Source organism: Bacillus sp. AY18-3, from assembly GCF_008042305.1.
In the GTDB taxonomy this organism is placed as follows: Bacteria; Bacillota; Bacilli; order Bacillales; family Bacillaceae_G; genus Bacillus_A; species Bacillus_A wiedmannii.
In genome coordinates this window covers 1-8,428 of sequence record NZ_QKQR01000059.1, presented here as the reverse complement: position 1 = coordinate 8,428, position 8,428 = coordinate 1, and the positions used below count along the sequence as shown (strand labels likewise).

The 8,428-nt window shown below is 33.7% G+C and carries 7 protein-coding genes; 6 read left to right on the top strand and 1 reads right to left on the bottom strand.

Annotated features, from left to right (window positions below; genetic code table 11):
* Window positions 1–455: 455 nt before the first annotated feature.
* Together DM800_RS28950 and DM800_RS28945 are read left to right on the top strand one after the other, a co-directional pair.
* Complete coding sequence (locus DM800_RS28950; protein WP_147788218.1) at window positions 456–2,390, top strand: glycosyltransferase; 1,935 nt, start codon at window positions 456–458, stop codon at window positions 2,388–2,390.
* A 63-nt stretch (window positions 2,391–2,453) separates the two neighbouring features.
* Window positions 2,454–3,230: a class I SAM-dependent methyltransferase gene (locus DM800_RS28945; protein WP_088061508.1), complete on the top strand. Its 777-nt coding sequence runs from the start codon at window positions 2,454–2,456 to the stop codon at window positions 3,228–3,230.
* 40 nt (window positions 3,231–3,270) lie between these two features.
* On the opposite strand, the gene DM800_RS28940 is transcribed toward DM800_RS28945, so the two are convergent.
* Window positions 3,271–4,215, bottom strand: coding sequence for an NAD-dependent epimerase/dehydratase family protein (locus DM800_RS28940; RefSeq protein WP_106383619.1), 945 nt, complete (start codon window positions 4,213–4,215; stop codon window positions 3,271–3,273).
* A 270-nt stretch (window positions 4,216–4,485) separates the two neighbouring features.
* Between DM800_RS28940 and DM800_RS28935 the strand changes: the two genes are divergently transcribed.
* The 4 genes from DM800_RS28935 to DM800_RS28920 all read left to right on the top strand — a co-directional run bounded on the left by DM800_RS28935 (window position 4,486) and on the right by DM800_RS28920 (window position 8,398).
* The gene (locus tag DM800_RS28935; protein WP_064460162.1) at window positions 4,486–5,280 is read left to right on the top strand and encodes a sulfotransferase family 2 domain-containing protein; all 795 of its coding nucleotides are present in this window, start codon (window positions 4,486–4,488) and stop codon (window positions 5,278–5,280) included.
* Window positions 5,281–5,484: 204 nt separating this feature from the next.
* Complete coding sequence (locus DM800_RS28930; RefSeq protein ID WP_087983473.1) at window positions 5,485–6,207, top strand: class I SAM-dependent methyltransferase; 723 nt, start codon at window positions 5,485–5,487, stop codon at window positions 6,205–6,207.
* 26 nt (window positions 6,208–6,233) lie between these two features.
* Window positions 6,234–7,106 carry a class I SAM-dependent methyltransferase gene (locus DM800_RS28925; protein ID WP_088610427.1) on the top strand — a complete coding sequence of 291 codons (873 nt, stop codon included), beginning with the start codon at window positions 6,234–6,236 and terminating at the stop codon, window positions 7,104–7,106.
* Window positions 7,107–7,321: 215 nt separating this feature from the next.
* The gene (locus DM800_RS28920; protein WP_088121150.1) at window positions 7,322–8,398 is read left to right on the top strand and encodes a glycosyltransferase WbsX family protein; all 1,077 of its coding nucleotides are present in this window, start codon (window positions 7,322–7,324) and stop codon (window positions 8,396–8,398) included.
* The last annotated feature ends 30 nt before the right edge of the window (window positions 8,399–8,428 follow it).

Sequence of the window (8,428 nt, the reverse complement as noted above, 5' to 3'; positions counted from 1 at the left end):
GTTTTCAAAGAACTACTTGGTCGCTCATTTGCGACTCCCTTATGTTAACATCTTCATTAGTTAATGTCAACTAAGTTTTTCATTTTGTTTACCGCGTTCTGCGTTATTGCATCGGCGACTTGTTCTATATTACACCTCTATATCCTAATCGTCAATACCTTTTATCCTTTTTATTTTATAAATTCTAAAGGGTATTGAACCTTCTTCATTTATACTCCGTTCCTAGAGATTAATAAACTGTTGCAATCACTTTCATAATCGACAGTTTATACTTTCTTACTTACACCTTTCTAAAGAATGAATAGCAAGCCAAACAAATATATATTAAAGGTAGCACTTTTTATTTCGAGTACATTCCAGCTGTATTCACAATTATCTCCTACCACTTCTCTCTAGGAATTATAAATACACCATGCATTTACTAAAAATCTAATTAACTTAGGAGGCGTTATGAAATGCATGTTAATAAGAAGACCATTTATGTATCCCATGATGCCCATTTCCACGGAGCACAGCTGCTTTCTTTACATACTATTAAAGCTCTTAAAGAAAACTTTCATTACTCCGTCGCAATTATTTCTATTGGAACGGGCATTTTAATCCACGATTTTCAAAAGTATGGTCCTGTTTATTGCCTAGAGGAAGACTACCCAACAGAAAAAAGGGTCGAATTATTAATAAAGAAGTTACTATCACAAGACTATACCATCGCCATATGTAGTACCGTCATAAGTGGTGACATAGTTGCATTACTAGCTAAACACAATATAAAAGTTATTTCATTAATACATGAATTGCCGCATTTAATACAACAGTACTCTGCCGAGGGGAAAGCGAGAAACATTGCCCAGTTTGCTTACAAAATTGTCTTCCCTTCACAGTACGTGTATGAAAAATTCCGTACAATCACCCAATTAGATCATCAAAAATGTCACATCCTCCCTCAAGGCTTGTTTAACCACAATCCTTATAAGAACAATATTGCAAAAGCTAGAAGCGAATTACGAAAAAAACACAACCTGCCTCTAGATAGCAAAATCATTTTGGGAGTAGGTTTTGCTGATCATCGGAAAGGGATAGATTTATTCTCACTTATTGCTTACTCAGTAAGAAAAGTTCATACGAATATTCATTTTATCTGGGTCGGGAGAACGGATGTTCATTTCTTTAACACACTATCCCCAAGATATACAGCACATTTCACATTAGTTGAGCCTACTCCAGATATCGGTTTATATAACGCCGGGGCTGATTTATATTTATTAACTTCAAGAGAAGATCCTTTTCCAAACGTTGTTTTAGAAGCATTAGATACAAAAGTCCCTGTTATAGGGTTTAAAAACGCTGGAGGTTTTGAAGATGTTGTTACGGAACAAACTGGCGCCTTAGTAGACTTTTTAAATTTACCGCAGGTGCTGGAAAGAATATATGAATTTATTGGAGATGAAGACTTACGATTACAAAAAGGGCGCTTTGGCCAAGAGCTTATTGAAAAAGATTTTAACTTTCTTCATTACATTTATCAACTGTTAAACCTACTTGATCATAATTACAAAAAAATAAGCGTAATCATACCGAACTATAATTACGAAAAATACTTACCTGACCGAGTTAAATCCATATTAAACCAAACCTATCCCCTTTACGAACTAATTTTCCTAGACGATGCCTCTACTGACAATAGCGTATCTATATTTAAACAGCTGCTCTCAAACGAAAATAAGCCCCACCTAAAAGTTCAGCAGATTATTAATGATAAAAACTCTGGTTCTGTATTTAAACAATGGATAAAAGGCGTCTCTGCAGCAACCGGTGATTATATTTGGATTGCAGAGGCTGATGACTTATGTGATCAGACATTTTTAGAAGAAGTAATACAAGGGTTTCATATAAATGGTGATGTTACCTTAAGCTACACACAATCAAAACAAATAGATGAACAAGGAAATATCCTAGCCAATCATTATTTAGATTACACAAATGATATTGATAAAGGAAAATGGAAAAGTTCTTATTTCCGAAAAGGGATAGATGAAATACAAGATACATTACTTATCAAAAACACCATACCTAATGTCTCAAGTGTAGTTTTTAAAAACATAGATATAAAAACTACAGAAAAACAATTAGAAAAGTTTAAAGTAGCTGGTGATTGGTTTTTCTATGTTTCTATTCTTAAAGAGGGGAACATTTATTTCAATCCAAAACCGTTAAACTATCATAGACGACATACAAATAGCGTAACGAGAACAGAAGATTCATATTCCCATTACAGTGAAGTTGTACAAATGCAGAATTTCATTAAAGAAACCTTTACTATCGACGACATTTCAAAAAAGAAAATGTACACATATAGAAAGTATCTTAAAGCATATTTGAAGATTGAATGATATATTTTCTTCGCCATCAGTATCTCTTGTAAGACGTTACTATTATTTAAGGGGGGTTACTCATTGAAAGAATTTATAGAGGCAAATAAAGATTTGATTTCTCAAATTGCACACAACTACAATGTAAATGCAAGTATCCATCCAGAGGATCATATCTTTCAATTCCTTGTCACTAATCCAGTCTTCCCATCTAAAAAAGAAGCGATAGATTATTATTTTCAAGATGGGAGAAAATCCGCAGAAACACTCTTAGATTTAATTACATCCTTTTATCCTCCTATAGACACTCCAATAAAATTATTAGAATTCGCATCCGGATATGGCTGCGTAACACGTCATTTATTAAACCTACAAACGAACTTAAGTATAACTACCTGCGATATACATGAAGAGGCTATTACTTTTATTGAACGTACATTAAATACTTCTTCTATCTTATCTCACCCTGAACCTGAACAAGTAAATTTGACCTCCTCTACGTATGATATCGTTTTTTGTCTATCCTTTTTTTCTCATATGCCTGATACAACTTGGTTTCGTTGGCTTCAAACATTGTATAATGCTGTTTCTCCTGAAGGCTTACTCATTTTCACAACTCATGGTTATCAAAGTAAAAAGTACTTCAGCTTTCCAGATTTAAATAAACAGGGTTATTGGTTTCTCCCTTCTAGTGAACAATTGGATTTGGATGTTCATCAATACGGGCAAACGATCGTTAGTCCCTCTTACGTAAGTGACAAAATTAAATTATTGCCCTATAACCCTATCATCAAAAAATACACTGAAGGTTTTTGGTGGGAACATCAAGACCTTTGGGTAATAAAAAAAGAAATAAAATAATAAACCACGCTCTACTTATACAAAAGTAGGGCATGGTTTATTATTTTTTACTATATAAGAACTCTTCAATCCATAGCTTATTTAATCTAATTCCACTTTTGAAATCTATTTTCGGTTCCCAGTTACATTCTCGTCTTACTCTATCTATATTTAAAATGATTTTTTGAACATTTTCTTGCCTTTGTTTATAGCAGGTAAAGTCCACTTTTCTTTCCGTTAATTTCTCCAATTCTACTATAATTCGTTTTAAAGAGAGGCCTTTGCCGCTCCCTATGTTATATACACAAGATTTCAAACGATTTAATTTTGATAGTTGTATAGTGATTTCAACTAAATCATCGATATAAATATAATCTCGAATAATCTCTTGTGGATTCCCATATATATTAATCTTTTCATTACTGAGATGCTGATACAAAAAACAGTTTATTGCCCCAACTTTCTTTAAAGGATTTTGATATTTTCCATATGGATTAGAATATCTACATACAACATAGTCAATTCCGTATTTTTTCTTATAAAAGTACAAGTAATTTTCAAGCGATACTTTTGTTATTCCATAAGGAGAAAGTGGTTTTAATGGATGTTCCTCATCAATAGGTAAATATTCCGGTTCACCATAAACCGTGCCTCCAGAAGATGCTAAAACGATTTTTTTAACAGGAAAATTTTTAACACTTTCCATGAAGTTAAGAAAAAAAAAGCTACTGTTTATATCTCCGAAAACATCTTCAATTGAAGTTGCTACATTAGACGTTGCAGCTAAATAAATAATAATATCCACATCCACTAAAGCTTTATATATATCTTCAACATTTGCTAAATCACCTTTAATAAATTCAACATCACTTATAATATTTTGAGGAAAATTATTTATATGTCTGGAAAATACTTTGACAGTTTGACCTTGTTTCAATAAACCTAATGCGAGGTTAATACCAATGAAACTATTTCCACCTACTATTAAATAATTATTCTTCCTCATAATATCCTCTCTAGTAATAAGATTTTTGCTTATCACACCTAGAAATGCAACTAAATGAACTTGGTCACTGCTATTATTCATCCTCTTATCATTGTATGCTTCCTATAAATTTTCATTATCTTTATTTTATATTTTCCTTTTAGAATCGCTATCTTATTTAAGCTGACCGCAAAAAACACTCATACTATTTACTCATTCCCATGAATATATTGGATTAGTAAAAACTTCCCTTCTCCATAAATAAAAATTTCAAAAAGGAGCACTACATGTATGAAGAGTGTAAATCAAGAGCTTTTAAATCATGTAATCCTACATAAAGATCGAATCCCACATTTCCATAAAGACTTTCCACTTATACTATTCTGGAGCCATAGAAGCGGATGTACCGCCTTAGCTAATTGGTTCTTTTTTCAAATTGGATTGTTTAATGAAGCAAAGAAATACCATGACTTTATTCATTACTATGAATTCTGGGTGTATAAAAACAACACTAACTACATACCAGAGTTACAAAATGGGCTTCTAACAGCAAATAAAGATGTTTGTAAACTTGTACGGAATCCCTACAAAAGGGCCGTCAGCTCATTTTTATTACTTGCTGACAATCCATATGCTAGCCCTCAATGGGAAAATATCCGCCACTATTTGTATAATGACAAATATAGTAACCGTGGAGTATCATTTAAACAATTTTTATATTACATTCGAGCATTGGGTTCAAATTCCCTAGCAATGGACATACATTTTAGTCAGCAATACGTTCCAGGTGAAGAAAATTTCATCCAATACTATATTCCTTTAGAAGATTTTAATACACAAATCACTAAGATAGAACACACGTACGATTTGATTAAATCCAATTTAGCGCTTCTTACAAATTCAGATCATCATCGGGCTCATAAGATGCTTTATACAGGAAGCTATGCAGAACTCAGCATTACAGATGCCACCTTCCCTCGCTTTCCAACATATGAAAGCTTTTATGATGAAGAAACAATGGCGTTAGTTACAGAAATATATGCACAAGACTTTGAAATGTATCCGTACACAAAAGGGATATTCTAAGTCGATACATTCTTCAATGAATAAAAGCGAATGTATCGCATAGCATAAAGTGAAACTTTAATTAGCGTGGGGTTCTCTCCCGCTAATTATTCCATTCTACCAATCTCACTTTTATGGGTTCCCTAATTTCCACCCACTCTCTTTGATTTCACTGATTGTTGACGTGTGTGTCATATGCATTTTTTTACAAAGGAGTGATGTCATGTGGAAGGTAATTTGAAGCACAATAATGGATATTGCGTTATTTGTGAGAAGGAAACTACATTTATAGAGCATAATGATTGGCTTAGAGATCATTACTTATGTTCTACATGCCACTCTATACCAAGGCAGCGAGCTATAATCCATGTTTTAAATACATTTTTTCCTAAATGGGGTTCCTATCATATCCACGAATCCTCTCCTGGGGGAATTACAACTCAGCTACTTATAAAAAACTGCAAAAACTATACGTATTCTCAATACTTTAAAAACTATCCTCTCGGCCAATACTTTCAAGGAATTAGATGTGAGAACTTAGAAGATATGACTTTCCAAAATGAATCTTTTGATTTGTTCATTACTCAAGATGTCTTTGAACATGTAATGGAGCCAAACAAAGCCTTTAAAGAAATAGAGCGTGTATTAAAGCCTGGCGGTGCTCATGTGTTTACTGTCCCTTGGTATCATACACTCACAAAGACTTTACAAAGAGCAAGAATCAATAAAGAAGGAATCGAATATATTGAGGAGCCAATTTATCATGGTAATCCTATTGATGAGAACGGGTCTTTAGTAACATTTGATTGGGGTCAAGATATGATTGAATATATTTATACACATGCAAATATGTATACCATTGTTTATTTACAAAAGGATAGATCACTGGGGTTAGATGCTGAATTTCTACACGTTTTTATTAGTAAAAAACACGAAAATAATTTTTAGGTACTATATAATTTGGAGGTTAACAAATGAATAACTTCAAGTTAGGAAATGATTTTGATAACCTTGTTAGCCCGCTTTCTGATGTTGAACTTCTAAATCTATTTATACAAAGTTGCTCACAAACAAAGATAAATGGCATTCCAGTACCTATGTTCCCCCCTGAAGAAATTCAACAACAGTTTGTAGGTGCTTCCTATGAACATGCTCTTTATGAAGCATATTTGTTTTATAGCCATGTAAAAACATATGCCCAAAATCTAGGTGTTCCTTTGAATAAAGGACGTAAAATTTTAGACTTTGGTTGCGGATGGGGAAGAATCATACGCTTCTTTTTCAAAGATGTTCGCGATGAAAATTTACTTGGTATTGATGTAGATCCCCTCATGATTACTCTTTGTAATGAAACGTTAGGAAGAGGGATATATAAAACAGCCAACCCACAACCTCCTGTAGAATTTATTAATGACAATTCATTAGATATCATATTCGCTTATTCTGTATTCTCACATTTATCCGAAGAAACAGCAGAAAATTGGATAAAGGAATTTTCAAGAATTCTTCGTCCAGGTGGCATCTTCATCGCCACAACACAAGCACGCTATTTTCTCGATTTCTGTCAACAATTTAAGGAACACCCTGAATTAATTCAAACGGGATGGCATAAAACTTTATCTCAAGCTTTTCCAGATATAAATCGTGCCATCTCGGATTATGAAAGCGGCAATTTTGTCCACAGCCCTACGGGAGCTGGAGACGTTAGAAACAGTAGCTTCTACGGGGAAACCGTTATACCTAGAACTTATATTAAAAACCACTATGAGAAGTATTTAAAGCTACGGGACTTTTTTGATGATACAAACCGGTTACCCCAAGCTCTATTTGTTCTCCAAAAAGATTAACTCTTTTCGCTCATTGTATAATGAAGATCATTTTGTATCTCAGCCGTATATATTAAATCATCAAAGATTTCCATATTAAGCACACTGTACAAAAGAATTCATTATGCAGCATAAACACAGTAAGTAAATAACATATCTCATGTTTTAACTAGATTCGAAAAATCAAAAGTAACTTCCCACCACTTGAACTACGAAGAACATAAGGGGGATATATCTTGAAAATAATCGCTTTTTACTTACCACAGTTTCATCAAATAAAAGAAAATGACCGATGGTGGGGGAAAGGGTTTACTGAATGGACAAATACTAAAAGTGCACGACCTTTATTTTCAGGACATTACCAACCTAGAGAACCTTATCAAGATTTTTATTATGACTTAACCACCCCATCCGTAAGAAAATGGCAAGCAGAAATCGCCAAAGCACATGGCATATATGGTTTTTGTTATTACCATTACTGGTTTAAAGGGAAGAGGCTATTGGAGGCACCCTTTAATGAGGTACTTAAGATGAAAGAACCAGATTTTCCATTTTGCCTTTCTTGGGCAAATGAACCGTGGACAAAAACTTGGGATGGTCTTGATAGTCACATATTAATGCCTCAAAATTATGGAGAATTATCGGATTGGAAAGAGCACTTTGAGTATTTATTGCAAGCTTTCCAAGATGAGAGATATATCCGTATAGACGATAAACCACTATTCATTATTTATCGTCCCGGGCATATCCCTCATTGTGAACAAATGCTTCATTATTGGAATACACTCGCACAAGAAAATGGTTTGAAAGGTATATACTTTGCAGAAACATTAAACAGCTTTCCACTTCCTAATATAAATGGATTTGATGCTAGCATTGAATTCGAGCCTTTTTATACAATTGCTCATGATAGCTCTTCAGACATAAATAAAACAATATATGAGTCTGGTAAACAAATAAACGCTTGGGATTATGATAAAGTGTGGATGTATATACTAAAACGATCTCCTCCAGAGAAAAAAACATTTCCTGGTGCCTTTGTTGACTGGGACAATACAGCACGCCGCAAAGACTTAAATAGCAGCATCTTCCTAGGTTCTACCCCTAGGAAGTTCACGATATATTTAAGCAAACAAATCCAGCGTACCTATTCTCTTTACAACAGCGAGTTTTTATTTATTAATGCGTGGAATGAATGGGCAGAAGGTACTTACTTAGAACCAGATAAAAGGTATGGATTCGCCTATTTAGAAGGAGTTAAGCAGGCAATTAACAGAGGTATGAAAGCATACAAAAAAGACGAGTCATTCTGACTCGTCTTAATAGTTGCTTGGCGACGTCCT